We start from the raw sequence: 25010 nt of genomic DNA on the forward strand, positions 1-25010 counted from the left end.
TGAATATTCAGAAATAATTTTTGAAGCCGTATCTGAGTATTCAAAGACAAAGGGATCTCAACGATAAAGAATGCCGCTAGCTAAGCCCTGCAAAGGGACTGGCTAATTTTGTAAATAGTTTTATGGCTAAAATCCTATTAATAGACAAAGATAGGGCAAGCCGTCAGATCCTTGAGCATGCCCTTAAGCTATATGACTATGAGGTAGTCAGTACCCATCGTGGTGATAAGGGCTTATCACTGGCCGTTGAGGAGGCTCCTGACCTGATTGTCATGGATATTGATGCCCAGGGACTTAATGGTTGGCAAGCGATTAAGATTCTTAAAGAGTCTAGTCCCACATGGCTCATTCCTGTAATTGCCCTGGCGCAGCCAACGGTTACTGGTCAACTTTTGATACAGACTGGGTTTGACACCTATGTCAGAAAGCCCGCTGCTGCTAGACACATTTTGCAAAGAATAGAATCCTTATTGGATAAAGTTGCCAAAGAGCTGACCGGTAGTAGCGGTAATCCATCTTCTGCATCAATGTCTGCATCAACGTCGCACAGGGGGCCAAAGGAGACACCCTATGCTCAAAGTCAGGTAGGCCAGGTAACGGTGGTCTATGTGGACAATAGTGCAGTAGATAGTCAAGCACTGGGGGACATTGTTCAAGCGGCTGGCTATAGCTACGCTAATATTTCTGATTCCTTACAGGCAGTGTCTCTGCTCATGGACTTGAGGCCTAAAATAATCTTTTTAGAATTAGTGCTGCCGGTGGCAAATGGTTACGAACTCTGTGCCCAAATTCGACGCATCTCTTCCTTTCAGAACACGCCTATCATCATTGTGACCAATAAAAACAGAATCCCTGAACGGTTGCGGGCAAAAATGGTGGGGGCATCAGATTTTTTGAGTAAACCCATCAAGGCAAAATCTGTTCTGGAGATTTTGATCAAGCATCTTTCTCACCAAAGTACTTTTTAGGGTCTAATGTTGAGATCTCAAGGGTAGACCTGAGGCTTTAGGACAGCAGATTCTGGTGGGCCCAGAGAGCTGCCTGGGTGCGATCGCGAACGTCCAACTGGCTAAAAATATTAGTCAAATGGTTTTTGACCGTACCTTCCGTCAGGTGTAAAGCAGCGGCAATTTCGCGATTGCTGTGGCCCTGGCCCAATAGCTTGAGGATGTCTATCTCCCGATTATTAAAAAGGATGTCCACATCTGTTTTGGTGCCATTATCTGATTTGACATGGGAAAACACCTTGGGGGCAATGGTGGGTCCTAACTGGCTGTAGCCCTGGTGAAGGTTACGAATTGCGATCGCAACCTGTTTCGCCGGGGTACTCTTCAGCAAATACCCCAATGCTCCTGCTTCCAGCGACTCAAATACATACTCATCCTCATCAAACGTAGTCAGCACCAAAATCCGAATCCACGGAAACCGCTGATGGATCTCATGGGTCGCTTCCACACCGTTGCACACTGGCATGCGCACATCCATCAAAATAACATCCGGTTGCAGTTGCTGGACCAGAGCAATGGCCTCCTGACCATGATTCGCTTCACCGACAATTTCAAGATCATCCTCCAGGGATAGCAACGACGCCAATCCCTGCCGAAACATTGATTGATCATCCACCAACAAAATCTGAATCATTGTGGCACTGTAACCTGAATTAATGTGCCTTTTCCAAGAGTACTCTGGATTGTCATTTGCCCTCCCAGTAACTGTACCCGTTCTTGCATGCCCCGCAATCCATAGCCTGAGTTAGATGCCTCAGGCACAAAGCCAACACCATCGTCCGCCAGACCCATGGCAATGCCCTCTGTGGTTTGCTGAGCCCACAGCTTTACGGTAGATGCCTGAGCATGTTTTTGGATATTTGTTAGCCCTTCTTTAATAATTAGAAACAGCTGCTGGTTTACCTGTAGGGGCAAGGTTGGCAAGCTGATGCGAGTTTCAATTTTCAGGGGCTCAGTAGCGTGGGCCTGCTGAATCTGCTCCACTAACCCCGTCAACGCATCGGGCAAATTAAACGTGCCATGGCGGATGGTTGAAACCGCCCGTCGTACTTCCTGTAGAGACTGACTAGAAAGTATCTTAGCTCGATTGAGTGCCTGCAAAGACTGGTCAGGTTGTTGAGAATATAAAGTTTGAGCCACTTCTAATTGAACATTAAGGGTGGTCAGCGTGTGCCCAAGGGAGTCGTGAATATCTCGGGCAATGCGAGTTCGTTCTAAATCTGTTGCCAGGGTTTCCACTTCCTGGGATAGTGCCGCCGCTTGTTGTCGGCTTTTACGTTCAGATAAAACTGCCCAACACAACAAAATGGTTAACAAACAAGTAATCACATAAATAGTGGTGCTGTTGATAATCACATCCAACACTAACAGAGCTTTAGGAGCTGCTAAGGATTCCTCAAACTGGGCTCGCAGTTCTTCTGTGGGGATAGAGAATTCATGAAAAATTCGCTGGGCCAGGCTAAGTTGCCACGCAATCCCCGCCAGGATTGTTGTAAAAATGACATCGCGACGACTTAGCAAGAAACAGCTCTTGACCAGGACAAGATACAAAAACGGATCAAATCCCCAATTAGTGAACAGACGACTAATCAGTAAAACAACAATTTCTAACAGAATGTATCCCCGCCGTAGCCCCATGGGCTGTTGTAGGGGAAAAACAATGCTAAGGATGACCAGCACCCCCAGCACAGTGAAACCAAGATAGTCTCCTGGACCCATCTCATACCCCAGGGGTTTATTGAGCATCAGTAGCCCAACGCGCAGAACCACCAGTAACACAAACGTCCATTCCACATACCGCAGGGTTTTAGGAATAGATGGGGACAGATTGGCGCTAGCGGCTGATAGGGGCTTGGTCTTTTCGCCTAATCTGGGGACGTGACTAACAGCGTTCATGCTTGGTTGATGGTGTAGCAGGGTAATTGGGCTGTGGCTGACTTAACTAGGGTTTACCGTTGCTTAATGCTAAACCATTCGCCTGATTGGCTCCATGACAAAGGTCATGACAACGCATGACCTTTCACTATGGAACCGCATGCTCCCCGTCGTTAAAGTACACATACATTGCTACTAAGACAGGTATAAAACGGGACAATGGGCAGGCGACTTCAATTAGCTTCACTGATAGGCATGGCTGTCGGCTTCGCTTGGAGCGCCAATGCCATGGCTTCATCGTCGGATTTAACAACGCTACAGTTCTTACAACCCCAGGATGCACCTATGCTTGCAAACGCACCAGCACTGGTCGATCAGTGCGCCACATCTTCAACAGAAACTGCCCTGACAGCTGATACCATCGATGAAATCAACGCGTACTTAGATGCCTATGACCAAACGGGGCGGCTCTCGGGCAATGTTGCCATTGACTACGGTACTGCTTCAACATTTACCTGTAGTTACGGTTTAGCCAACCGCGAACATCAAGTCGCGAATACTGTAGAGACCAAATTCCGCATCGGGTCTATTACCAAACAATTTACCGCCGTTGCTATCCTCCAGTTACAAGAACAGGGGCGATTAGATGTACAAGCCCCTATTTCCTCTTATCTCCCTGACTATCCAGATGGCGATCGCATCACCAGCCATCATCTGTTAACCCACACCTCAGGCATTCCAGAATATCTGGATGGAGAGATATTCCCTGACATCCAGGAATGGCTGCGACTGCCCTCTAACCTGGACCAGTTGGTGGATCGCTTCAAAGATTTGCCCCTAGAATTTGATCCTGGAGACCAGTTTAAGTACAGCAACTCTGGCTACGTTCTGCTAACCCAGATTTTAGAAACGGTCTCTGGGCAAACCTATGCCGACTATGTGCAGGCCAACATTTTTACACCGTTGGGTATGAATAATACAGGCTATGAGATTCCCCATGCGGTGATTCCCGATTTGGCCCAGGGGTACACATTTGCAGGGCCTGATCTCTACTTGCAAGCCGACCCCATCGACATGAGTATCCCCCAGGGGGCAGGGGGCCTATATTCCACGTTAGGAGACCTCGCCATTTGGAATCAATGGCTCTACGGTGATCAGCAGCTGGAACAACCCATTTTGAGTCAAGCATCGATTGACTTGCTGGCCCAGCCAGTGGCCAAAATGGAGTCCGCTGAGGATCAGCCCGATGCCTTCTACGGTTATGGCTTGGTGAGCGATGCCCATCTTGGCCGACAGCGGATTCACCACAGTGGTGGCATCAATGGATTTCGCTCTAGCCTGATGCATTATCCCGAAGAGAACTTAACCATTAGTGTGCTCCTCAACTTGACCAATCAGGCCACGGACTCTATAGCTGAAGGGCTAGCCGCTATTCTCTTAGACGAACCCTACACCATGCCTCGACAGCGTGAGGTCATTGATTTGGACCCCGCCCTTTATGAGCAGTATGTCGGCACCTATCAACTGTTGCCCGAGCTCCAGGTCAAACTACGAGTTGAGAACAACCAGCTTGTCAGCCAAGCCACAGGGCAAGCGTCGGTGATCCTTTATCCCAGCTCAGAAACCGAGTTTTTTGCCCAGGTGGTGGACATTCTCATCAAGTTCAACCTCAGTGATGATGGCACCGTCGAAGGGTTTACCCTATTCGACCATGGTTATGAACTCTTTGCACCCAGGTTAGACGACTAATGGTAAGTCTATAAACTGCGGTTAGTGAAGGTGGCAGAGCGATCTTTTCGGATTGAATCAGATAGGCGTTAGGAGTTGGCGGTGGTGCCGCAACGACGATGGGAAGGTTGTCTCTCGGACACGAGATTAACGATAGTCTGCTCAGCGACCAAACAACCTCGTTGGCAAATCCGCTGTAGCAATGGCTGATTGTGGCTAATGGCGATGATGCCAACACTATGTTGGCGAGCAAACTCTAGGACCGCCTGCCAAATCAAGGCCTGGGTATTGGCATCAAGCATAGCCGTCATTTCATCGGCAATCAGATAGCGGGTGTTGCGGTTAAGCACGCGGGCGATCGCAACCCGTTGCAGTTCTCCACCGCTCAACTCATGGGGATAGCGGGTCAGCCAACCGGGATGAATGCCGAGGGCATCCAGGATGTGGGGCTGGGGCGGATGTTTTTCTCGCAGGATGCGGTCGATGCGCCAGCGCGGGTTGACCGACAACTCAGGATTTTGAAAGACCAGCTGCACGGGGCAGTAGCCTCCTGGCAGCGGTTGTTGATCTAACGTGATGCGCCCGTGGCTGGGCCTCAGATATCCAGCGAGGAGTTTACCGAGTGTGGTTTTGCCATACCCGGACGGGGCGATCAGACCTATCACTTCTCCTGGTGCGATCGCAAGCGACTGATCGCGCACCACCCACGGCAGCTTAGCGCCATAACGAAACCACAGACCTTCACCCTTCAGCATGGATACACCTCACCCAACCTTGACGAATAAATTGCAGTTCTGGTCGCGCCCGTTTACAGTCAGCCGTGCTCCAGGAACAGCGATCGCTATACAGACAGCCCACCGGCAGCTGGTCAGGGCTTGGCTGATTCCCCGGCACCGGCACAAAGTCGTTTTGAGGTAGCGATCGCCAGAGAGCCTGGGTATAGGGATGGCGCAGATTACCAGTTGTGAAATCCTGAGCGTTGGCGATTTCAACCGTGGTGCCGCCATAGAAAACTACCACCCGATCAGCGACCTGTAAGGCCGCTTCAATATCGTGGGTAATCAGCATCACGCCTCGACCCCCCTGAGCCAGTTCGCGCAGGTGATTGAGGGTTTCAGTCACCACGTCAGGGTGCAGACCCGGCGTCGGTTCATCGGCAATCACAAGCTGAGCCTGGGTCATGACGGCGGTTGAGACCAGAACTCGCCGCGCCATCCCACCCGAGAGCTGAAACGGGTAGCGCTTTGGCGTATGAGCGGGCAAATCATAGCGAGCAAAGGTGCGCTCCACCAGGGTTCTGGCTGAGCGCGCAGGGAGACCATTGAGCTGCCCCACCCGCTGCACCTGCCGCCCGACGGTCATTAACGGATCGAGGTAGCCAACCGATTGGGGAATAAGTGCGATCGCTTTACCCCGCAATGCCTCGCATCGCTTCTGGGTTAATGGTTTTCCTTGAAATTCCATCGTCCCAGAGAGCTGAGCGTTCTCCGGCAATATCCCCAAAAGAGCATGGGCCAGAAGACTTTTCCCGGAACCGCTGGCACCCACCACCGCCACCAGTTCTCCTGCCTGGACAGTTAAATCCAAATCAGTAATCACCGTTAGCCGCTTGCGGTGCAGTCCTTGATCGTATTGGGTAAACGTAATCCCCAGGTTTGAGATGGTGAGCATGGTTACCCCTGACTTGTCTTTGGATCCAGCAACGCGCGCATATTTTCTCCCAGCCAGTCAAACGATTTGACCGACAGCAGTAGCAGCAGCCCCGGCATGACACCCAGCCACCAGTATCCCGTTGACAGGTGGCGCATGGATTCCGCCAAAATAATGCCGATTGCCGGAATATGGGGCGACAGACCAATGCCAATAAATGACAGGGCCGCTTCGTGCAAAATTGCGTGGGGGAAGAGCAAAATCAGCCCCACTATCAGCTGTGGAATGATGTGGGGCACCATGTGATGTCGGGCAATCCAGAGGGGCGATCGGCCAAAGCGGTGGGAGATCTTTACATAGTCAGCGCTATTCACCTGCAAGACTTCCGCCCGAATCACCCGCGCTAAACTTGTCCAGTGGGTGAGCGCCACGGCAATGATTACCCCACGGGTGCCCCCGCCAACAGCAAAGGCAATCAAAATCAGCAGAACCAGGTGGGGCAGGCTAAAGAAGACATCAATAATCCAGGTGATCACGGCATCGACCCAGCCCCCCAGTGTGCCCGCCGCCAAACCCAAGCCAGTGCCGATCAGGGCGCTGATGGCGGCGGCGAGGAGGCCGATTCGTAAGCTGAGGGACAGGCCGTGGAGGGAGCGGCTGAACATATCTCTCCCCAGCCAATCGGTGCCAAAGGGGTGGGCTAGAGAGGGTGCTTGATTACGCTGAGATAGCACAGGGCCAAGGCCGCCATCGCCAATTACCCAGGTGCTAAAAATGACTGCCAGTAAAAACAACGTACACAGGGCAATCCCCCAAAGCGTGCGCTGTCGCCGGTTATTGCGGAGACTGCGGGAGACAGGGTCAAAAGGAACTGTAATCGTCATGACTGTGAACTCCCCAGTGAACTTTCCAGCCGAATGCGCGGATCAACGATGGGATAGGCCAAGTCAGCTATCGTATTGCCGGTGTAAACAAACAGCGCACTGAAAAAAACAATGCCGACGAGCAGCGGAATGTCACTTCGCAGGGCGGCCTGTACCGTGGCTTCCCCCAGTCCGGGATAGGCAAATACCTGCTCCACCAGCACCGACCCGCCAAAAAGCTCACTCAGGGAGGCAAATTGCAGGGTCAACGCGGGCAGGATTAAGTTGCGAAATCCGTGGTAACGAATGATGCCCCAGAGCGGTTCACCCTGGGCACGGGCAAACAGGATGTAGTCGCTGTGTAGTACATCAATCAGCTTTTGTCGGGTATGTAGGGCAATATTGGCAATGCCGATGATGCTGAGGGTAATGGCAGGCAGCAGCAGGTGGTGCAGGTGTTGCCAGAGGGTGACATCGCCTGCCAAAACACCGGGGGGTGCAGCACAACAGATGGGCGTTACTCTCAGCGAAACCGAGAAGATAATCAGCAGTAACAGCGCGGCCCAGAAGGTGGGCGATGAGGCCATCGTGTAAGCGTAGAGGCGAATCACTCGGTCGATCCAGGAGCCCGCCAAAGCTCCCGCCAGGATGCCCAGGCCTAAGCCAAGGGTGCCGGACAGCAGCCATGCGATCGCAAGCATCTGCACCGACACCCAAAATCGCTTGGCAATCACCTCGCCCACGGGTTGGTTAAACACCATCGAGGTGCCCCAGTTACCCTGCAGCAGCTGCCCTAGCCAATCCCAAAACCGCACCGCCATGGGCTGATCCAAACCCCAGCGCTCGGCGATCAGCTGTTGCTGCTCCGGGCTAATGCGCATCATGTCGGCACCGATATACGCCTGCACCGGGTCAATTGGGGATAGGCTCAGCAACACAAAGGTGAAAATGGCCACTGCCAGCAGCAAGAGGCCGAGTCGCAACAGCTTTTGGGCCGTAAAGGTCAATATTGTTAGCTGCATGTCCACTCCCACTCAGCGATATTGGCCGTAATCGGCCAGCCGTGGCCGTGGGGTTCAACCTGGAGTTGACCAATATCCAGACAGTCACTGACAAAGTAGGTGTGGTCTAGATTGACCAGCCAGGCCCAAGCCGCATCGCCTTTAGCGGTAAATCCGGTGTCGCCATCCCACTGAGCTGCTTTCCAAAAGGCGATCGCCTCCGCTTCTGACGGTGCGCCCATGGCCAGATCCAGGGTTTCATCAATGGCTTGGTTAGCGTAGTAACCGGCATTGTAGAAATCTCCCTGGGCGGCCTGACTGTGGTACAGGTTGTACATCTCGGTCTGGTCGTGACTGCCCCAGCCGAATACCACCACATTGCTGTGCATGGCGGGCTCGATTTCATCCCAGCTTTTACCCTCGACGTTTGCCTGAATGCCAACGGGCTTGAGCATTGCTGCCGTGGCCAGGGCCAGCGCTTGCCGAGTGCTATCGCTGGCGGGATAGAGGATCGTAAATTCAGCCGTGAGACCGTCTTTTTCCAACACACCGTCGCCATTGCTATCTGTCCAGCCGCCCGCCGCCAAAATCTCTTGAGCTTTTTCGGGCTGAGCATCTTCGATGGTCGCACTCGGTTCTTCCCAGGCGAGACCACTGACAGGACCGAAGGCAACGGACCCGTAGCCTTCGAGGACCCCGTCCACCAAAGCTTGGCGATCAATGGCATAGTTCACCGCCTGCCGAATGGCCGGATCCGCCGTCACATCATGGCCAATCGGGTCACCATCGGGGGTTGTTTCACCGGCTGACGCTGGCAGAAAGGGAAACATCAGACCCCGGTTATCAACGCTGGTCACATCGTAAAGCGTCATGCCCTCAATGGTTTGCACGGCTAATGCTTGGGGCACACTCACCACCTGCGCCTCTCCCGCTTTGGCCGCAGCAAAGGCGGCATCCTCTTCCACAAACAGAAAGACGAGGCGATCAATACCGGCAGACTCGCCGTAGTAGTTGGGGTTGGCCTCGACAATCAGCTGTTGCCCTTCATCCCACTGCACCATCCGGTAAGGGCCCGAACCGATGGGATTACGGGCATATTCCGGACCGTGGGCATGTTCTGGCACAATGCCGAGGGTAATCAGGCGATTCACGAACGTGCTTTGGGGTTCGTTTAAGCGCAGTTCGACGGTGGTGTCATCGATAAAAACCGCTTCTTCTAGAACGGTCACGTCCGTCAGCCCGCCGCTTGTAGCAGCCTGGTTGAAGGTGTAGGCCACATCAGACGCCGTCACGGGTTCACCATCGGAAAAGATCGCATCATCGCGGATGGTCACGGTCCAAGTCAGCCCATCCCCACTCACCCTATAGTCTGTTGCGAGGTCATTGATAATGTTTAGGTCAGCATCTCGCTTTAGCAGCGTGCTTTGAAACAAGGGGGAACCATAGCGCCCCCAGCCCAAAGTGGGGTCGTAGCCTTCTTCACTTTCGCCCGCGATCGCTAGGACAATCTGCTGTGCTGATCCTGTCTGGGCAGCAGGCTCCTCTGTCCCAGACCCCGTTGGACCAGCCCCGCAGCCGACTAAAACGGCTCCCAGCAAAGCGGTTCCCAGAGACCCAAGTAATATCTGTTTTCGTTTACCCATGGCGAGCTTACACCCTATTAATTGCGTGGGGGCTTAGACGAGGGTCAACAGATCTCTTAGCTCGCTTGGTGGTCTCCGCAGTGGAGCGGGCAGGTCATGAGATGGTAGAAGACTTTCTCAATCAACTACGGGTGCGATCGCTAAGCCTGAAGACTCTCGTCTGCCCCATAGGTTATCGGAACAGTTCCCAGGGGTTCCATGCCCCTGAGGGGCATAAATCCAATCTTTTAAGTAAGATTTTTGATTTGAGTAACCCCTTGATTTTTGGGTGCTGGTTTTGAACTATCGGACGATTCTATCGAGATATCTATCGTTAGACCTCCTTTTGTTGTGGTTATAAGCTTTTCGACTCATGTGTACCGCATATGCCTGTAGTGCTTCAAAATCTCTTCTCTGATACAGACGTAATACTTGATTAGCTCTTATCTGTTGCTGTATCTGTTGAATAGAGTTGCCTAATTGTCGTGCAGACAACTTTAAGTTTCAACTAAAATTGAAATAATTAATATAGTCTACGCAGTTTCAAGGTGACCGGGTAATGGTGAGGATTGGAATTAATGGCTTTGGCAGAATTGGTCGCCTGGTGTTGCGGGCTGCCTGGCCACAGTTGGACATTGTCCATATCAATGAAATTACTGGTGGTACTGTCGCTGCCGCCCACTTACTCAAGTTTGACTCTGTTCATGGGCGTTGGACTCCAGACGTTGAAGCGGCTGGGTGCGATCGCATCCTGATCGATACCAAATCCGTTACCTTTAGCGACCATGCCACCCCCGGCGAAGTCCCCTGGGACGACCTGGGTGTAGACATCGTTCTAGAGTGCTCCGGTCAGTTTCGTACGCCCGACCGGTTAGAGCCTTATTTTAGGCGCGGGGTTCAAAAGGTGATTGTCGCGGCCCCAGTCAAACAGGGGGCACTCAATATTGTTTACGGCATCAATGATCATCTCTACAATCCCGCCGAGCATCATTTATTAACAGCCGCCTCTTGCACGACCAACTGTCTGGCCCCCGTTGTCAAAGTCATTAAAGAAGGATTGGGCATTAAACATGGCGTGATCACCACAATTCATGACCAAACCAACACCCAAACCATCGTCGACAAACCCCACAACGATCTGCGGCGGGCCAGGGCCACCGGCCTATCCCTGATTCCCACCACCACTGGGTCAGCTACGGCCATCACCATCATCTACCCTGAGCTCAAGGGTAAACTTAACGGCATTGCCGTACGGGTGCCGTTACTCAATGCCTCTTTGACGGACTGCGTGTTTGAAGTCGCCCGACCCACCACCGTCGAGGAAGTCAATCAGCTTTTTAAAACCGCTGCTGCAGGAGAACTCAAGGACATTTTGGGTTATGAGGAACGACCTCTAGTATCCGTTGATTACCGGGATGATCCTCGCTCATCCATCATTGATGCCCTATCCACCATGGTGGTCGACGACACCCAGGTAAAAGTTTTGGCCTGGTATGACAACGAGTGGGGATATGCCTGCCGCATGGCTGAGCTGACACGAAAGGTGGCGGAGACACTGGGGACTGGCAGTTAATGGCTAATGCAAAAAGAATTCTTTTTATAACTTCAATTCTAGAGAGCTGTCCCCCTTTAGAAGGGGGACTACAGGGGGTCTCGACACTAGCGCGAAGTATCGAAGAAACCCCTCCACCTACGGCATATCCCCTTCGAAAGGGGAGGACAAACTAAAGCTCTTTTTTCACTTTCGAGCCTTACACACACACTTTTTTCATAACCAAATCAGGACGTATCCCATGACCAGCGATTATTCCCAAGCTCCCCCCCAGGCCGGTGGTGAACTCAATATCTTCGAACGCTATCTCACCCTCTGGGTAGCCGTTTGCATCGTTGCCGGAATTCTCCTCGGGCGAGTCTTTCCCAGTGTGGCCCAAACACTGGATGCCATGAGTGTTTATCAAGTATCGATTCCCATTGCCATCTGTCTGTTTTTCATGATGTATCCCATCATGGTGAAAATTGACTTTTCCCAGGCTAAACGAGCGGCTCAAACACCAAAACCAGTGCTGCTTACCCTGGTTGTTAATTGGCTGATTAAACCCTTCACCATGGTGGTGCTGGCCCAGTTTTTCCTGGGCTGGTTATTTCAACCAATACTCACAGGCACCGAGATTATTCGCGGCAGTGAAGTGACCCTGGCCAATTCCTACATTGCTGGGGCAATTTTGCTAGGGATTGCCCCCTGTACAGCCATGGTGCTGATGTGGGGCTACCTATCCTATAGCAACCAGGGCCACACGTTAGTCATGGTGGCTATTAATTCGCTGGCCATGTTGTTTCTCTACGCCCCTCTGGGGGGATGGCTACTCTCTGCCAATGACCTGATCGTTCCTTGGAAAACCATTGTGCTGTCGGTGCTCATCTACGTGGGACTACCCCTGTTGGCAGGCAGTATCTCACGTACCTGGATTCTAAGACACAAGGGCAAAGCCTGGTTTGAGAATGTGTTTTTGAAGTACTTGGGACCGGTGGCGATTCTGGCCATGCTCACCACCTTGATCTTGCTGTTTGCCCTCAAGGGAGAATTGATTGTTCGTAATCCGCTACATATTTTGCTGATTGCGGTGCCCTTATTTCTGCAGACAAACTTTATCTTTTTAATTACCTACGTGGCCGCTCAAAAAATGGGCATGGTGTACGAAGATGCTGCACCGGCGGCGCTGATTGGGGCTAGCAATCATTTTGAAGTTGCGATCGCAACCGCCGTCACCCTGTTTGGCCTCAACTCCGGTGCGGCCCTGGCCACCGTGGTAGGTGTGCTGATCGAAGTACCCGTTATGCTCATGCTAGTGGCCCTGTGCAAACGCACAGCGTTCTGGTTCTCCCGTGAACCCCACAAAGCCACCCTGCCTGACCCCCGTTGTATCCGTCCCCTTTCCTAGATATTTAGAGCTATTCCCAAAGACCACCATGTCAGACCTGTCCTTGCCCCCCATTTCTCAGCAGCTGTGGTGGGTTATCCCCGAGCGTCTTGCTGGTGTGCGCAAACCCACTGAAGCAGAGCTAGCAGAGCTGATGGGTGAGGGCATTGGCGCACTGGTCTCACTGATGAGTGATGATGGCAATTTGGAGCTTTACCAACGGCATCAAATTCCCCATATCTGGGTACCCATCCTCGGTGGCAAAGCCCCCAGTCTGGAGCAGGTGGAACAAATCAAAACCTTTGTAGATGCGCAAACCTGTCTGGGGCATGCCGTGGCTATCCACTGTTCCAGCGGTCGTCGCCGTACCGGTACGGTGCTGGCTGCATTATTAATCAAGGCAGGAGACAGCTATGAAAAGGCTTTAAATACCATCTTGACGGTTAATCCAGCGGTGGAGCTGAGGGAAGCACAAATTAACTTTCTCAAAAGTCTCTCGGATTAAGGCCTGTTCAGATACGTGAGCGATCCTGTGAAACTTTTGGCAACAACTGGTTCCCCTTGGTAAGGGGAACCGTCAGGGAGGCGCTGGATTTTGCCAACCTTACTGCCACACCTTGACGGGTTGGTCTTTGCCGCTGCTAATCAGCGTTTGTCCCAAAACGTCAAAGTCCACCGACAAAATCCAATTATCGTTGTCATCCAATGTTTGAATTACCTGATGGCTGGATAAATCCCACAGCTTGATCGCCGTGTCTACGCTACCACTGGCCAGGATTTGGCCATCGGGGCTAATATCCAGAGCAACGACGCGATCGCTATGGTCAGTCAGGGTGGTTTGCAACGTACCGGTTGTCAAATCCCACAGCTTGATGGTTTGATCCCAACTGCCGCTGGCCAGGGTTTCACCATCTGGGCTAATGGCCAGTGAGCGCACAGTATCGTCATGGCCGGTGAGCTTGTTTAGGAGGGTACCGGTGGCCAAATCCCATTGGCGAATGATGCGATCGCTACCACCGCTGATCAAGGATTTACCATCGGGTGTAATCTTGACTGACCACACGGGCTCGCTGATATTTCTGTTGTAAAGCTGTTCGCCAGTCCTAAAATCCCAGGCCGTAATATTGCCAGCATAGTCACTGCTGACCAATATCTGATTATCAGGACTCAAAGCCACTGACCATACGGGGGAATTTTTAACCGGAAGACTATACAGCAGTTCTCCCGTTTCCAATCGCCACACCTTCAAACCATCGCCGCCGCCACTAACCAGCCAGTGGCCAGCTGCTGATATCGCTAAGGTCCTAACCGCATCCTCATGCCCGATGAGAGTGTGCAGACGGTCACCCGTTTGCCGATCCCACACCTTTATTTGGCCATTAGCCTCGCCGCCAATTAAAAGAGAGAGACCGCTTTCCTGGGTATGGGTAACCACTGTCCATACTGGGCTATCCCCCTGAAAATACTGGGCCAATGTCCATTGAGTCTTAGGCACAATGGACAGCTGTGCAGATCCACTATCGTTGGTCGGCGTGGGCTCTACAGTACGGGTTAGGCTTGCCGGTATGACCAGCGCCAGCGCCGCGACTAATCCAGCAATACCGGGTACCCATAACAATGGTCGCTGGTTCAGTTCAGTAAACCATGGTCGTAGCCAGCCATTTAGATAGTTCATGATGCGTCCCTAATGTCTTAAATGTCTTACTTAAGACAGCTATCCCATTGCTAACAACAAGTGAACAGACCAGACATCCCACGTTGAGTATCAACAATCACATATTTCTGAATTTAGCATAGTCATCTAATATCAGTTCCCAAAGGCATGTCTACAGTTCAGAGCCCTCCATACTTGGCAATGTCAGAACTGAGCAATGTCATAGTTCCACAACTCAAAACCAAGAACCAAGAACTGGCATACGATCCACTCAACACAAAAATACAGCGCCCAGATGAGATTTGTCTGGACGCTACCTGAGTATGATCTAAATGTCAATGAATGAAATGGAGGTTGGACATCCCCCCGTTTATTAAGCCACCATGGGTATTTCAGCAGCAAGCACCTCAGCATAGAATTTCTGTAGCTGCTGCGTGGCCCCACGCCAGCCCCAACGCTCAGCTTCCATGCGAGCATTGCGGCGCAACAACTCAATTTCAGCACGGGTCGCCAACAGACGCTGTGTCGCCTTAATTGCCCCTTCCTCATCCTGAGGATCAAACAAGAATCCGTTGGTACCATCGGTAACAATGTCGGGAATGCCGCCTGCATTAGCGGCCACAGTGGGACAGCCTGCCGCCATCGCCTCTAACAGCACCAATCCCAACGTCTCTGTTCGAGATGGGAAAATAAACGCATCGCCAGAGGCATAGGCAGACGCTAATTCCTCACCCCCAAGATAGCCGACAAAGTTAGTCGCGGTTCCTGCAAAATGCTCCTCCAGTTCTTCTCGATAGGGACCGTCACCCACCAGAGCTAAGCGAGCGTCTGGAATCGCCTCCAAAATTGGCTTGATTCTATCCACTTCTTTCTCAGCAGATAGACGTCCCACATACAGCAGCAATGGTGCATCTGGATGGCCTTCACTCAGCCGCCCACGCATTTCTCGGCTGGCCAGACTCGGGCGAAATAGGTCTGTATCGACACCCCGCTGCCAAACCTTGACATTTTCAATACCGTGTTCAGTTAGCTCCTGCTGCATTGCTGTAGACGTGCACAAATTCATCCGTGCATTGTTGTGCACTGCTTTGAGTAGCTCCCACAGCATGCCCTCAAACATCCCGAAGCCATAGTGCTCTAGATACTTAGGCAAGTGCGTGTGGTAAGAAGCCACAAGCGGAATTTCTAAGGCCTTGGCATAGTAGACGCCTGCTAAGCCCAGGACCGCTGGGTTAACCACATGCACCAAATCAGGCTGAAATGCTTCTAGTGCCTCACCAATAGATGGACGGGGCAAAGCCAACTTCAGCTCTGGATATAACGGCATGGGAAAGCCAGAAACACCCTCCACCTTGGCCCCTTTATATTCCGTTAGCCCCCCCTCAGGGCAGAACACGCATACCTCATCCCCTAAGGCCTGAAGCTGTTCGACGGTATGCTTGAGACGGGTTACGATACCGTCAACTTTGGGAAGGAATGTTTCGGTAAACAGAGCAATGCGCATACGGTTAGCAATGATTGAATGCAGATGTATCAAAAAATACTGAGCTGTTGATTATTCAATCGCGAAATTGCCTCAGGCTCAAGCTTTCATAAAATCTTTTTTTTGGCAATATCCTAGGCAACATCGATTGCATTGATCGATAGTGAGCTTTGAGATGGGATGAGCCCCTAAAATAAAAAAACAGAGCATAGAATCAATGGGGAGCGACTCCCTGATCCCATACTCTGCCTATCCAGTAATCACATGACCGTAATCACTGGGACCTAACCTGCAGGAATGGGGGTAGGTGCAGCAGTAGACTTCTTAGTCCACTTGGATGTGCAGATAATCTTGGACGTGTCGCAGCGACCAACATACTTCTTGGCAATCTCTGTTACTTCCAGCATTAGACCTTTGTCCAGTTGGGTAGGCTGGAGCCCCATATCTAAGAAGCACTGATTGTCAACGACTAGCTCGTTTTCTGCCGCTTCATTACGGGGGTTCTCCATATACTGAATTTCAGCATCCGCAATGTCAGCCACAATGCGCGCTAGATCCCGCACGCGATGGGTTTCTGTCATCTGGTTCAGGATTTTAACGCGGTCACCCTTGGCCGGTGGGTTATCAATGGCCAGCTCAACACAGCGGACGGTGTCTTGAATATGGATAAATGCCCGTGTTTGACCACCGGTGCCATGAACAGTTAGCGGATGACCAATGGCAGCCTGCATCAAGAAACGGTTCAGCACTGTGCCAAAGTCACCATCGTAGTCAAAACGATTGATCAACCGCTCATCCATGGCAGTCTCACGGGTGTTGGTACCCCAAACGATTCCCTGGTGTAAGTCAGTCACCCGTACTTGATCGTTCTTGTTGTAGTACGCGAAGAACAACTGATCTTGGGTTTTGGTCATGTGATAGATACTGCCAGGATTAGCTGGATGCAGAATCTGTTTTTCGATGACCTTACCCGAATCGGTCACTACTTGGATATCCAGATACCCCTCGGGAATCTTCATACCAGCGGTGCCGTAGCCGTAAACACCCATGGTACCGAGGTGAACCACATGGATATCTAGCTCAGACTCAACGATGGCACATAGGACATTGTTGGTGCCGTTAAGGTTGTTATCAACGGTGAAACGCTTGTGCTTTGCTGACTTCATGGAGTAGGGGGCAGCCCGCTGCTCGGCAAAGTGCACAATCACATCCGGAGCGTAGTCACAAATTAGATGCAAGAGTCTGTCATACTCTTGGGCAATGTCGAGATTATGAAAGTCAATGGTTTTACCACTGACTTCTTGCCACGCCGATAGGCGAGTAGACATGGAGCTAATGGGAGTTAAAGAAGCAATTTCTAGCTCATTATCGATATTACGTCGCGATAGGTTATCAATAATGGCAACTTCATGACCTGCGTTGGATAGATGCAGTGCAGTGGGCCAGCCGCAAAAGCCATCTCCCCCTAATACGATTACTTTCATCCTTTAGCGCTTAAGCCTCCTTCACACGCCCTAGAGTTGTTGGGCGATTCCTACCAAGCGTAAACCAAGATTTGCAAAACTCAAAGAACCAAAATTTTCTCTCACCTCTGAGAAAATAAGAGAGCGTCTGTGTATATGGACATTCCCAGGATCGATGTTGGCTGTGATCGTCACTTTTGTTTAGCGTTCTGGGCGTCGGTTGGAGTAGTGGCGACCGGAGTCGCTGCTGGTTAGTGTACTTGTATCCATTGCCTCAACCTTGTCCATCTGCGATCGCACTGCTTAACCCCCAGGGTGATCACATCTTTAGTTAAGCGGTTTTAATCGGTGGGTACTCCAGTTCTGGCCCACCGGAGGGTAAAGCCTAGAAGGTGCCATACCTGAGCTTCGATTTTTTGCAAACACTCGGCAGCCCCTAACACCTCGTTATAGTTGGCTGCATCGACACAGGCAGAATGAGCAAATAGTTCAAATCCATTAATTAACCGGGCTCTGATAATGGTGGTTTTTTCTCCCAAGGTGAGGGTTTCCGTATCATCGATAAAGGCCTCTACCACTGTTTCAGAAATGCGGGTGCTGTCACTAATGGGAAAGTAAGCGGTTTCAAAGGTGGCTTTCGGGCTCCAGCTCACATACCCATCAGGATAGATCACCTCATATCCATCTCGACCATGTTTTTTGAGTGGTTTAGCTTCCACTTCTTTGACACCGATGTAAGTTTGATGCATGAGGCTTCTCCTTACGTAGCTCATTTTTTGTCGGGCATGTAGAACACTACTTGAGCAGTTTCTTGCTTTTCGAGGCGACTGATCAGGCCATCCTAGCTGACCTTCAGCCCGCAGATAGCAGCGGTCACATTACCGGCTAGAGCCTGGTCATAGCGTGACGTTGCAACGTTATCCGTTACGATGATTCATCCCCGTTCGTAAGTTTCCCGGATATTGTCACGTACTAGCCATCGGTCAAAGGTGCCAATGCTAACGCTGATTACCGCTGCGATCGCAGCTAATCGCTCCCCACGCCAGCATTCCCGCGCTGTGTGATGTGCCCTGTAAAGCATTGATTAGTTTCGAGACTAGTGGCGTTTGTAAGAGGTTGTCTTTAGAGACCGCTTAAGGTGAAGAGCCAAATCTGCGTTTCCTGCCGATTGTCAAAGTTATTGTCGCTGGCCATAATCAGGCTTTGACGTCCATCTGACAGTTTCGGGCCTAAGGTCATGGCCTCTAGATTATCTGGCTCTAAAGGCGTTAAATCTGCCACAAGCCGCTTGCGAATGGGGGTGATGCCGCTGGTGTCACCCTTGAGAGTTGCGATCGCACTGACATCACTCGCCACTCCAGTGGCCAGCTGATAGAGCTTAATGGATAGTCCTTGCAGGCCAAAGGCCCGTTCAATGGCCAAAAAGTGCCCGCCCACATCGATAGATAAAATTTCCGATAACCCATTAAGCAGTGCCCCCAGGGGAGCAGGGTCCATGGAATACAAGTGTTCTGACAGCAGTGTAGACTGCCCTGTGCCGACAAAATTGGGATCAATCAGGTAGTGGAGCCAGCGGTTCTTAAAAGGAATATCTGGGTCAACATCTAAGTCCTGGTACAGTGGGCCTTCGGTGGCAGCAAATAGTCGAAAGGGTTCATAGGAGCCACCGGGAGCACTCAGGGTCAATGCTTCAAATCCAATATTTTCTTGAATGCCCTGGGTTTGGGGATCCGAAATTTCGCCATCCTGGGAGGCTAACAAGTACCGTTCTGGAATACGAAAGTTAGTTTTGAGATGCCCAGTTTCTAGATCAAACTCCTGTAATTTTGGTGGGATTTTTTGCTGAGGGGAGCCCTCACTGGAAACAATTAAGCTGCGGCTAGGGGTAAGAACCATGCCTTCAGCATCCAGAGGCGCAATGGAGTTGCCATCCTGGTCTTGTAGATCAGTGACGGCTTCTACCCTGGCAGCCTGGATGCCAGACGGCTTCAGCGCCAGGCTGAGGGTGTAAAATCGCGGGCGTTGGCGATCGTCAGAGAGGGCATAGTATTGGTTGCGATCGCGATCGTAGGCAATCGCTGATAGCCCGCCGACTTGAGTCCCTTCAAAGTCTTCCATGGGCAGCACTATATGGTTAATAGCCTCTACCGATAGATCCAGAAATAAACGTTCTTCGGCACTGACCTGGGAAACGGCACAGCTACTGACAACAACCGCCAACAATCCTATCCACAGAAAAGCGTTTAAAAAACCTAAAAAACCGCTTCCCCCCCGTTGTTTCAGCCTGTTCATTACCCACGCCTCTAACAAAAGCTTCATAAACCCTCCTAGGGTAGCAGACGGCTCATTAAAGCGTCTGTAAAAGCGGCCCACTAAATTGATGTACCTAGGACTCCTCCTGACTGCGGTGGGAGTCTGACCTGCTGAGTCTCGCTGGTGAACTCAATCTCTCCCCAAAGAACGTCCATGTCCTTCCTTAACGTTGGCAACGTTGGTAGGGTAACCATGTCTGGCTGCCTACCTGTGTTCACCACCACTACAATTGTTTCTTCTTCATGGCTGCGGGCAAAGGCATAAAGATCGTCTTCAGCAACCAAGGTTTGATAGGAGCCGGTACGTAGGGCAGGATGCTGATGCCGCAGGGCAATGAGTTCTTTGTGCAAGGCTAACAAAGCTTGATGCCAATCTGGTTTATCAGGAAAACTACGACGACAGTCTGGATCGTGGGCACCCGCCAATCCTACTTCATCACCGTAGTAAATGCTGGGCGCACCAGGGAAGGTCATTTGTAACAACACAGCCAGTTGAAAACTCCGCTGATCGTCGCTAACAACAGTAATGGCACGGGCAATATCGTGGCTTGATAACAAATTTAACTGGGTTAATTGAATCTCCCAGGGATACAGGGCTAACAACTCGTCTATCTTTTTGGCATAGCCCTGGGCATCGAGGGCAGGATAGGGAAAGTAGGCGGGTCTCTCCACCAGGGACATAACAACTCGATCTTTAGCTGTAAAGGCCAGCACTGGTCCCGTAAAGAGATAGTTCATTACCCCATCAAACTTTGTGCCATCAAGCCATTGGCGGGCATCGGTCCATATCTCTCCCACAATATAGGCCTCTGGGTTAATGGCCTTTACCCGCTGACGAAATTCTTGCCAGAAACCCTCTGCTTTTACATCAAACGGGACATCCAATCGCCAGCCGTCAATTCCCTGACGAAGCCAGTATTCAGCGATCTGCATGATGTACTCGCGAGCCTGGGGATTATCATGATTAAACTCCGGTAGGGCTCGGTTATCGTACCAGCTTTCGTAATTAGCAGGTTTAGCTCCATCATAGGCAGATAAGGGCCACCCTTCTACCTTAAACCAGTCTAACCAGGGAGATGTGGGACCGTTTTCAAGGATGTCATTGAAGAAAAAGAATCCACGGCTAGCATGGTTAAAAACACCATCAAGAACAACTTTGATGTCTCGTTGGTGAGCGGCTTCTAGTAAATCAAAAAAGGCCTCATTGCCCCCCAGCAACGGATCGACTTGATAATAGTCATGGGTATGGTAGCGATGGTTACTGGCAGATTGAAAGATGGGGGTAAAGTAAATGGCATTCACACCCAAGTCGTTGAGGTAGTCTAGATTTTCGGCCACACCCCATAAATCACCCCCTTTATACCCGCTGAGGGTGGGCGGTACCTGCCACGCTTCCAAAGGCACCTGCATCATAGGAGGTCGGGATTGTCGCTGGGTGCGGGCAAACCGGTCCGGAAAAATCTGATAAAAGACGGCATGTTTCACCCAGTCAGGAGTTTGGATTTGCATAGAAGCTATGGCAGACTGCATCGCTTAGGGTAGCGGTTTGTTAGGGAAAATCGTTTAGACGTTAGGATGCTTAAAGATATGGTTGCTACCTGAATGTAGAGGCCATGTAGAGGCCATGTAGAGGCCGTGGCAGAGGGAGTTGATCCCCAGCGCTGACTGTCGATCCCCCCTGTAGGTCCCCTTCGTATTTCCCCTCCGTATTTCCCTTTCGTATTACATTATCCCGATAGTCGTACCTGGGAGCCCGCTTCCGTTTTCATCACATCAATGCGGGTTTGAAAGGCCTCTCGAAAATGGGGCATGTGGGTCACGGCTAAAATACAAGCAAAATCAGGTGAGATCGCATTGATCGCTGCCACTAATCGATCACACCCTGCCTGATCCTGGGTACCAAACCCCTCATCAATGATCAGCATCTGCAGCGCCATGCCAGATCGCTGGGCTAAAAGCCGGGCCAAGGCTAACCGAATGGCAAAATTGACCCGGAACGCTTCACCACCAGAATAGGTTTCGTAGGCCCTTGTACCCTGGGTATCGGCAATTAGAATATCTAAGGTGTCAATCAGTTTTTTACGCCCCGAACGCTGCGTGACAAACTGTACATGCAGCTGATGGGCACTGAGACGTCCCAGAATTTGGTTGGTTTCTGCCTCTAGCTGGGGGAGTAAATTTTCAATCATCAATGCCTGTATGCCGTTTTTGCCAAACGCATGCTGCAGCTCTTGATGCACCCTGTACTGATGCTGATGACTGTGGAGTCGTTGCCGCTGTTGATCGACCTGTTGCTGTAGGGCATCCAACTGCTGTAGCTGCTGTTCTAGACGACCCAGCTGGCTAATGTGTGCTTCTCGCTGGGTTTGCAGTTGGGCCAACGTAACATCCAACTGCTGGATTTGCTCGGTGGCATCAGGAATAAGGTTGACGTCAGTATTGGCAATCTGTTGCTGTAGCATCTCGCATTGTTGCTGCTGTTCCGCTTGAATAGTGGATAAGGTGTGGCGCTGCTGTTCTAGATCAGGCAATGTGGAGCGGGCCTGCTGTAATGTCTGATGGCGCAGCTGCCAGGGTTGCAGGGCGTGTAGACGTCGCCGGAGCTGTTGGTGATGCTCAGAGGAGTAATCCAGCGCTGCCAGGGTTTCCTCTAACTGCAATAGTTCTTGAGGGAGTTGTTGATCAAAGGTGTCGAGTTGCGATCGCAATGCCGCTAACTCATTTTCTTTTTCAGGTCGTTCCGCCAACAGTCGTTCTAATTTGCGCTCGGCTTGAGATAATTCCGCTTGCTTAAATTCGGCCCAACGTAGCTGTTCAACTTGATTACGAACGAGGGCGTGATCGCGCTCATCATAATTTAATCGGGTAAGTTGTTGTTCTAGCTGTTGATATTCTTGTTGTAAGTCAGCTGCATAGTCTTCTGAATCTAAACATTGTTCTAAATGATGCCGTTCTTGCTCCAGTGCTTTGAGCCGCATGGTCACTTCTGTTGCAGAGCTGAGTTGAGCCTTGAGAGCCCCCTGCTTTTGCAACACCATACCGTACTTTTCTAGCTCTGCTTCCAGGGCTCGATATTCCCGCCGGAGCACCTGAATCTCTCGTTCAGAGGTGGTTAACTGTTCACGGATCACCCATACTCTCTTTTGTAAGGTGTCTCGCTCCTGTTGTAGTTGGGAAATCACCTGGGGGCCATGATCCGCCAGGGGGCGCTCACATAGAGGACAGTTTGCGGCTGGCTGGGTCAGCACCGCTAGCCGCTGTTCTAACTGGATCAGCTGCTGCTCAATCTGACGCTGCTCACTTTGGAGCTGTGCCATAAAATCTCGTCGCTCTTGACCTTTTTGACGAACCTGAGCTTGATAGGCTCGACGTTGTTCTAGATAGGTGAGCTGATGCTGTACCTGGGCCAGGGTTTGATGGAGTTTCGGCTGTTGCTGAGGGGTGAGGGTAGCCTGGGTTTGACTGATGGCTTCTAAACGGGCTTCCAATCGTGCCGATGCTTGTTTCAGTCGGGTGTGAACCTGCTGCCGTCGCTGTAGTAACGGTGTGACATCCATTTGGCGTTGGTCCAATAGGCGCAGCTGCTGACGAGCAGCATGGAGCCGTGTCAAACTGACCTTCACGGTTTCCCGCTGACTTAGACCCTGCTGTAGCTCCGCAATTGTCTCGTCTAGTGAGGCAAGTTTCAGCTGCATTTGGCCAATGGCGGTCTGTAATGCGGCTCGTTGTTCCTGGCGTTGGGCCTGCAACTGCACCTGTTTAGTCTGGGTTTGCTGATACTGCTGAAAGCGTTGGGCATACTCCTCTTCTTGGACCTGCAACTGTTGCAGTTGACCATAGCCTGCTTCAATTTCGGTAGCTGCATTTAACTCCACCTGAAAAGCATTAAACTGCTCCTCAACCCGCTGTAGCTCTGCATACCGCAGCATTTTAGTTTGGTGTAAGTGCTCAAGTTGTTGTTGCAGGGTTTGCAATAACTGTTGCTGCCGCTGCCGCTGCCGTTGCTGTTGTTGCAGATGATCGCGCTGTTCTTGAGCCGCCTGCTGCTGTTGTTGGATGTCTGTAACCTGTTGCTGCAATGTTTGATAGTGGGTTGCGATCGCACTGCGTTCTGCCAGTTGCTCCTCCGCCTGAGTTAGCGTTGTAGTTAAGACTTTAATTTCAGCCTGATAGTCACGCCCCCGCTCCCGCGCTTTTTCCACCAGACGGTCATACTGACTCAGCTTTAGCAAATCAGCCAAAATCTGCTTCCGCTCACCTGGGCGCTTTAACATAAACTCATCCGCTCGGCCCTGCCGCAAATAGGCCGAATGGATAAACGTTTCGTAGTCCACCTTCAGATATTGAAGAATCAGCTGCTGCGTTGCCCGCACTCCCCGCTGGGTCAGACTGCGAAATCCATTTTCTGTCTGTATCTGAAATTCGAGTAAACAGCCTTGCTTGCGTCTGCGTCCCCTCAAAACTCGATAAACTTGGCCCTGGTGCTCAAAGGTAAACTCTACCCTGGCCTCTTTGGCACCTAGGTGAATAACGTCATCATCGGTGGCCACCCGACTGTGTCCCCAAATCACCCATGCCATCGCCTCTAGCAACGAAGACTTACCGGCACCATTGGGGCCACAGATACAGGCCACATGCAACCCCGCAAAATCGAGGGTAACCTCTCGATAGCTCAAAAAGTTAATTAGGGTTAGACGCTTGGGAATCATGGCATAGCTTTACAGCCTATGCCCACCATAGCAAGTACATACGATCTTTAGTACTTGCGATCTGTTTTTTAAATAACTAGCGATCCCATCGATCTGGTTTACTTATAACGCCCTGTAATTCCAGTTTTATCCTTAAGAGAGATTATTCTTGGGCTAAATTCGCCGTATGTTGTAGCAAAGTTCAAAAACCATAACCGATAAGGTTCCGTTTTGACTAAGTGGATAGAAAACTTTATCTGTCCTTAAAAATGGACTTGTAATTTTTCACTGGCAGATTAAAGGAGGCTGAAACCATGGAAGCTGACGTAGTTACAGATCTGAAAGTGCATAGTCGATATAACTGTTATCGCCTAAGTCCCGAACAAATGAATGCGATTCAAGATAAGGGTGTTTCGGTGACGCTAAATCCTGGCACTAACATTGTCAAGCTTCTGAAAAACGAGACTTCTTACACAACGGGCACGGGGGCCAAGGCCGAACCCTGGATTTTGCTATGGATTTATGGTGGCAAAGTTATGAATAGAAAAACAAATGTGGAAGTTGTTGCCACCTGGGCGTCGCTAAATGGCTACGATGACGCCTTGACAATGGATGTGACTGAGCCAGCAACGCTGTGTGCTTTTTTGTTCGATACCAGCACAGGCAACCACAGTGGTGAATTAACCCTATCTGTCACCACCCTCTGAGCGTGGTTTTGTCTGCCCATCTCTCGTATTCCATACATT

At 51.1% G+C, this 25010-nt stretch carries 21 protein-coding genes; 6 read left to right on the forward strand and 15 right to left on the reverse strand.

From position 1 onward, the window contains the following. The first annotated feature begins 122 nt into the window (after positions 1-122). Positions 123-968 carry a response regulator transcription factor gene (locus QGP82_RS10330; RefSeq protein ID WP_163660283.1) on the forward strand — a complete coding sequence of 282 codons (846 nt, stop codon included), beginning with the start codon at positions 123-125 and terminating at the stop codon, positions 966-968. A gap of 37 nt (positions 969-1005) precedes the next feature. Here QGP82_RS10330 and QGP82_RS10335 read toward each other — a convergent pair whose 3' ends face one another. Beyond that, positions 1006-1641, reverse strand: a complete 636-nt coding sequence (locus QGP82_RS10335; protein WP_499058871.1) for a response regulator — start codon at positions 1639-1641, stop codon at positions 1006-1008. Beyond that, positions 1638-2903: a sensor histidine kinase gene (locus tag QGP82_RS10340; protein WP_163660287.1), complete on the reverse strand. Its 1266-nt coding sequence runs from the start codon at positions 2901-2903 to the stop codon at positions 1638-1640. Before QGP82_RS10340 ends, QGP82_RS10335 begins: the two co-directional genes overlap by 4 nt. Before the next feature lie 267 nt (positions 2904-3170). On the opposite strand from QGP82_RS10340, the gene QGP82_RS10345 reads away from it, so the two are divergent. Further along, positions 3171-4631: a serine hydrolase gene (locus QGP82_RS10345; RefSeq protein ID WP_499058874.1), complete on the forward strand. Its 1461-nt coding sequence runs from the start codon at positions 3171-3173 to the stop codon at positions 4629-4631. Positions 4632-4699: 68 nt separating this feature from the next. Here the strand turns inward: QGP82_RS10345 and QGP82_RS10350 are convergent, their stop codons facing one another. The 5 genes from QGP82_RS10350 to QGP82_RS10370 are packed head-to-tail and all read right to left on the reverse strand — an operon-like array spanning position 4700 to position 9767. After that, positions 4700-5365 carry an ABC transporter ATP-binding protein gene (locus QGP82_RS10350; RefSeq protein WP_163702369.1) on the reverse strand — a complete coding sequence of 222 codons (666 nt, stop codon included), beginning with the start codon at positions 5363-5365 and terminating at the stop codon, positions 4700-4702. Further along, positions 5352-6281, reverse strand: a complete 930-nt coding sequence (locus QGP82_RS10355; protein ID WP_163660293.1) for an ABC transporter ATP-binding protein — start codon at positions 6279-6281, stop codon at positions 5352-5354. The genes QGP82_RS10350 and QGP82_RS10355 overlap by 14 nt, the downstream gene beginning before the upstream one ends. 2 nt (positions 6282-6283) lie before the next feature. Then, complete coding sequence (locus QGP82_RS10360) at positions 6284-7144, reverse strand: ABC transporter permease (protein WP_499058876.1); 861 nt, start codon at positions 7142-7144, stop codon at positions 6284-6286. Further along, entirely contained in the window at positions 7141-8145 is a 1005-nt protein-coding gene (locus QGP82_RS10365) for an ABC transporter permease (RefSeq protein WP_250564694.1), read from the reverse strand. The genes QGP82_RS10360 and QGP82_RS10365 overlap by 4 nt, the downstream gene beginning before the upstream one ends. After that, a complete protein-coding gene (locus tag QGP82_RS10370; RefSeq protein WP_499058880.1) occupies positions 8136-9767 on the reverse strand; it encodes an ABC transporter substrate-binding protein in 1632 nt (543 codons plus the stop codon). The genes QGP82_RS10365 and QGP82_RS10370 overlap by 10 nt, the downstream gene beginning before the upstream one ends. A 538-nt stretch (positions 9768-10305) precedes the next feature. Here QGP82_RS10370 and QGP82_RS10375 point away from each other — a divergent pair. The 3 genes from QGP82_RS10375 (at position 10306) to QGP82_RS10385 (ending at position 13169) form a co-directional block, all read left to right on the forward strand. Continuing rightward, positions 10306-11319, forward strand: a complete 1014-nt coding sequence (locus QGP82_RS10375) for an ArsJ-associated glyceraldehyde-3-phosphate dehydrogenase (RefSeq protein ID WP_499058883.1) — start codon at positions 10306-10308, stop codon at positions 11317-11319. A gap of 220 nt (positions 11320-11539) precedes the next feature. Further along, positions 11540-12685, forward strand: a complete 1146-nt coding sequence (gene arsB, locus QGP82_RS10380; protein WP_490793379.1) for an ACR3 family arsenite efflux transporter — start codon at positions 11540-11542, stop codon at positions 12683-12685. 28 nt (positions 12686-12713) lie between these two features. Further along, on the forward strand, positions 12714-13169 hold the full coding sequence (locus tag QGP82_RS10385; protein WP_163702359.1) for a phosphatase domain-containing putative toxin: 456 nt from the start codon (positions 12714-12716) through the stop codon (positions 13167-13169). 99 nt (positions 13170-13268) lie between these two features. On the opposite strand, the gene QGP82_RS10390 is transcribed toward QGP82_RS10385, so the two are convergent. The 8 genes from QGP82_RS10390 to QGP82_RS10425 form a co-directional block, all read right to left on the reverse strand. Next, a complete protein-coding gene (locus QGP82_RS10390; RefSeq protein WP_163702357.1) occupies positions 13269-14339 on the reverse strand; it encodes a WD40 repeat domain-containing protein in 1071 nt (356 codons plus the stop codon). A gap of 352 nt (positions 14340-14691) precedes the next feature. Beyond that, on the reverse strand, positions 14692-15822 hold the full coding sequence (locus QGP82_RS10395) for a glycosyltransferase family 4 protein (RefSeq protein ID WP_163660308.1): 1131 nt from the start codon (positions 15820-15822) through the stop codon (positions 14692-14694). Between the two features lie 263 nt (positions 15823-16085). Beyond that, positions 16086-17285 (reverse strand): NAD-dependent epimerase/dehydratase family protein, encoded by a 1200-nt coding sequence (locus tag QGP82_RS10400; RefSeq protein ID WP_163660310.1) that lies wholly within the window; start codon positions 17283-17285, stop codon positions 16086-16088. Between the two features lie 320 nt (positions 17286-17605). After that, positions 17606-18013: a Gp49 family protein gene (locus QGP82_RS10405; RefSeq protein ID WP_163660311.1), complete on the reverse strand. Its 408-nt coding sequence runs from the start codon at positions 18011-18013 to the stop codon at positions 17606-17608. 185 nt (positions 18014-18198) lie between these two features. Beyond that, entirely contained in the window at positions 18199-18345 is a 147-nt protein-coding gene (locus tag QGP82_RS10410) for a hypothetical protein (protein WP_163660313.1), read from the reverse strand. A 41-nt stretch (positions 18346-18386) separates the two neighbouring features. After that, positions 18387-19583 carry an esterase-like activity of phytase family protein gene (locus tag QGP82_RS10415; protein ID WP_499058887.1) on the reverse strand — a complete coding sequence of 399 codons (1197 nt, stop codon included), beginning with the start codon at positions 19581-19583 and terminating at the stop codon, positions 18387-18389. 53 nt (positions 19584-19636) lie between these two features. After that, positions 19637-21085, reverse strand: coding sequence for a glycoside hydrolase family 13 protein (locus QGP82_RS10420; RefSeq protein ID WP_499059259.1), 1449 nt, complete (start codon positions 21083-21085; stop codon positions 19637-19639). Positions 21086-21303: 218 nt separating this feature from the next. Beyond that, positions 21304-24285, reverse strand: coding sequence for an AAA family ATPase (locus QGP82_RS10425; RefSeq protein WP_499058888.1), 2982 nt, complete (start codon positions 24283-24285; stop codon positions 21304-21306). A 293-nt stretch (positions 24286-24578) separates the two neighbouring features. Between QGP82_RS10425 and QGP82_RS10430 the strand changes: the two genes are divergently transcribed. After that, positions 24579-24971: a hypothetical protein gene (locus QGP82_RS10430; protein WP_163660318.1), complete on the forward strand. Its 393-nt coding sequence runs from the start codon at positions 24579-24581 to the stop codon at positions 24969-24971. Positions 24972-25010: the final 39 nt, after the last annotated feature.

The organism is Leptothoe sp. LEGE 181152 (assembly GCF_032906605.1).
GTDB lineage: Bacteria > Cyanobacteriota > Cyanobacteriia > Phormidesmidales > Phormidesmidaceae > Leptothoe > Leptothoe turfae.

Coding starts and splice junctions, on each gene's coding strand:
- QGP82_RS10430 (WP_163660318.1), top strand. CDS start 24,579: ATGGAAGCTGACGTAGTTACAGATCTGAAAGTGCATAGTCGATATAAC.
- QGP82_RS10360 (WP_499058876.1), bottom strand. CDS start 7,144: ATGACGATTACAGTTCCTTTTGACCCTGTCTCCCGCAGTCTCCGCAAT.
- QGP82_RS10400 (WP_163660310.1), bottom strand. CDS start 17,285: ATGAAAGTAATCGTATTAGGGGGAGATGGCTTTTGCGGCTGGCCCACT.
- QGP82_RS10410 (WP_163660313.1), bottom strand. CDS start 18,345: ATGCTTTACAGGGCACATCACACAGCGCGGGAATGCTGGCGTGGGGAG.
- QGP82_RS10370 (WP_499058880.1), bottom strand. CDS start 9,767: ATGGGTAAACGAAAACAGATATTACTTGGGTCTCTGGGAACCGCTTTG.
- QGP82_RS10385 (WP_163702359.1), top strand. CDS start 12,714: ATGTCAGACCTGTCCTTGCCCCCCATTTCTCAGCAGCTGTGGTGGGTT.
- QGP82_RS10345 (WP_499058874.1), top strand. CDS start 3,171: ATGGCTTCATCGTCGGATTTAACAACGCTACAGTTCTTACAACCCCAG.
- QGP82_RS10415 (WP_499058887.1), bottom strand. CDS start 19,583: ATGAAGCTTTTGTTAGAGGCGTGGGTAATGAACAGGCTGAAACAACGG.
- QGP82_RS10340 (WP_163660287.1), bottom strand. CDS start 2,903: ATGAACGCTGTTAGTCACGTCCCCAGATTAGGCGAAAAGACCAAGCCC.
- QGP82_RS10375 (WP_499058883.1), top strand. CDS start 10,306: ATGGTGAGGATTGGAATTAATGGCTTTGGCAGAATTGGTCGCCTGGTG.
- QGP82_RS10405 (WP_163660311.1), bottom strand. CDS start 18,013: ATGCATCAAACTTACATCGGTGTCAAAGAAGTGGAAGCTAAACCACTC.
- QGP82_RS10330 (WP_163660283.1), top strand. CDS start 123: ATGGCTAAAATCCTATTAATAGACAAAGATAGGGCAAGCCGTCAGATC.
- QGP82_RS10390 (WP_163702357.1), bottom strand. CDS start 14,339: ATGAACTATCTAAATGGCTGGCTACGACCATGGTTTACTGAACTGAAC.
- QGP82_RS10355 (WP_163660293.1), bottom strand. CDS start 6,281: ATGCTCACCATCTCAAACCTGGGGATTACGTTTACCCAATACGATCAA.
- QGP82_RS10420 (WP_499059259.1), bottom strand. CDS start 21,085: ATGCAAATCCAAACTCCTGACTGGGTGAAACATGCCGTCTTTTATCAG.
- QGP82_RS10350 (WP_163702369.1), bottom strand. CDS start 5,365: ATGCTGAAGGGTGAAGGTCTGTGGTTTCGTTATGGCGCTAAGCTGCCG.
- QGP82_RS10365 (WP_250564694.1), bottom strand. CDS start 8,145: ATGCAGCTAACAATATTGACCTTTACGGCCCAAAAGCTGTTGCGACTC.
- QGP82_RS10395 (WP_163660308.1), bottom strand. CDS start 15,822: ATGCGCATTGCTCTGTTTACCGAAACATTCCTTCCCAAAGTTGACGGT.
- arsB (WP_490793379.1), top strand. CDS start 11,540: ATGACCAGCGATTATTCCCAAGCTCCCCCCCAGGCCGGTGGTGAACTC.
- QGP82_RS10425 (WP_499058888.1), bottom strand. CDS start 24,285: ATGATTCCCAAGCGTCTAACCCTAATTAACTTTTTGAGCTATCGAGAG.
- QGP82_RS10335 (WP_499058871.1), bottom strand. CDS start 1,641: ATGATTCAGATTTTGTTGGTGGATGATCAATCAATGTTTCGGCAGGGA.